1 protein-coding gene and 1 pseudogene are annotated in these 1294 nt (G+C 33.3%); both read right to left on the reverse strand.

Annotated features, from left to right (window positions below; all coding sequences use genetic code 11):
• Nucleotides 1-122 precede the first annotated feature (122 nt).
• On the reverse strand, nt 123-992 hold the full coding sequence (locus tag RTW14_RS18545) for a PhzF family phenazine biosynthesis protein (RefSeq protein ID WP_312654290.1): 870 nt from the start codon (nt 990-992) through the stop codon (nt 123-125).
• A 138-nt stretch (nt 993-1130) separates the two neighbouring features.
• Nucleotides 1131-1294: pseudogene (locus tag RTW14_RS18890) on the reverse strand (hypothetical protein); the annotation flags it as partial.

Raw genomic sequence — 1294 nt, forward strand, 5'->3', positions numbered from 1 at the left:
AGGAAAATCAACATAGATTTCACATCTATCCATTATTTCTTTAGTCATATATGTATTAAATATATTGTTTTAAGCAAAACAGGTACAACCGTCCTTTTCTACCATTATCAACTGCTAAAACACTAAATTTCAACTTCTATTTCAGAAATATTTAATGCTTTTCCACCTACTCTGACTTCTTCAATCTTATCTCCTAGAGTTGATAATGAGACCAATATCTCTGAAGGTTTGTCCATAGAATAACCTTGTTCAATTATAACATTATCTACAGTTTGTTGGCTTAATGCACCATATTTTAGCATATAGCAAGCTAGTGCTCCATTTGAAGTACCAGTGGCAGACTCTTCAGGTATGCCATAAAGAGGTGCAAGATTTCTAGTGTGAGCATTTGAATTATGTAACGATTCAAGTGTAAACAGATGATACCCTACAACATCATATTTTTTGCTGATTGCAGCTACCTTTTCAAAATCAGGTTTAATGCTACTTAGAATGCTTAAATCTTTAATAGGAACAATAATATCTTTCAAACCAGTAGATACAATTTGTAATGGGAAATTTGCATCTATTTGAGCTACAGAAATATTCAACGAGCCTGCAATTTCTTCTCTGTCTAATGTCTCAAAGAAAGTCGGAAGTGACTGATTCATAATAATTGACATATCTTCCTTAACATATACGTTAAGAATGCCTGCCTTTGTTTCCTGTGTATAGTGTCCTGGTGTAATACGTTTTTCACTTAATAGCATGTAAAATGCGCCTATAGTTGCATGTCCGCAAAGGTCTACTTCTTCTGCAGGAGTAAAAAAGCGTACTTTAAAATCTGCTAAATTTGAATTCATTACAAAAGCAGTCTCGCTAAAACCTATTTTTTCAGCAATTTTTTTCATATCTGCTTCGGATAGGTGATCAGCATCAAAAACAACTGCTGCCGGATTTCCACCCTCCATGGATTTTGCAAATGAGTTTAAAGTAAAAGCTTTAATTTTCATTTTCATTCTTTGGAGAAGATGTCATGGAGCATCTTCTCCTCAAACCTACCTTTCTTAAATATTAATATTATTAATAACAAATTTTATCAAAAATATTATGTATGGGTATTGGAAAGCTAATGTGGGGGATGGCTATTGTTACAACAACTTTATTTTAGATCCAATACCCATAGATAATGCTTTGTTATATATCAAATCTGCCAAAGTATTATCCTGAATACCCATTCCTGTGGCATCAAAAATTGTGACCTGGGTGTCATTATCCCTTCCTTGCTTACTCTTAAGCAAAACTTCTCCTAACT

Origin of the sequence: Aminipila sp. (assembly GCF_032051575.1) — a bacterium.
In the GTDB taxonomy this organism is placed as follows: Bacteria; Bacillota; Clostridia; order Peptostreptococcales; family Anaerovoracaceae; genus Aminipila.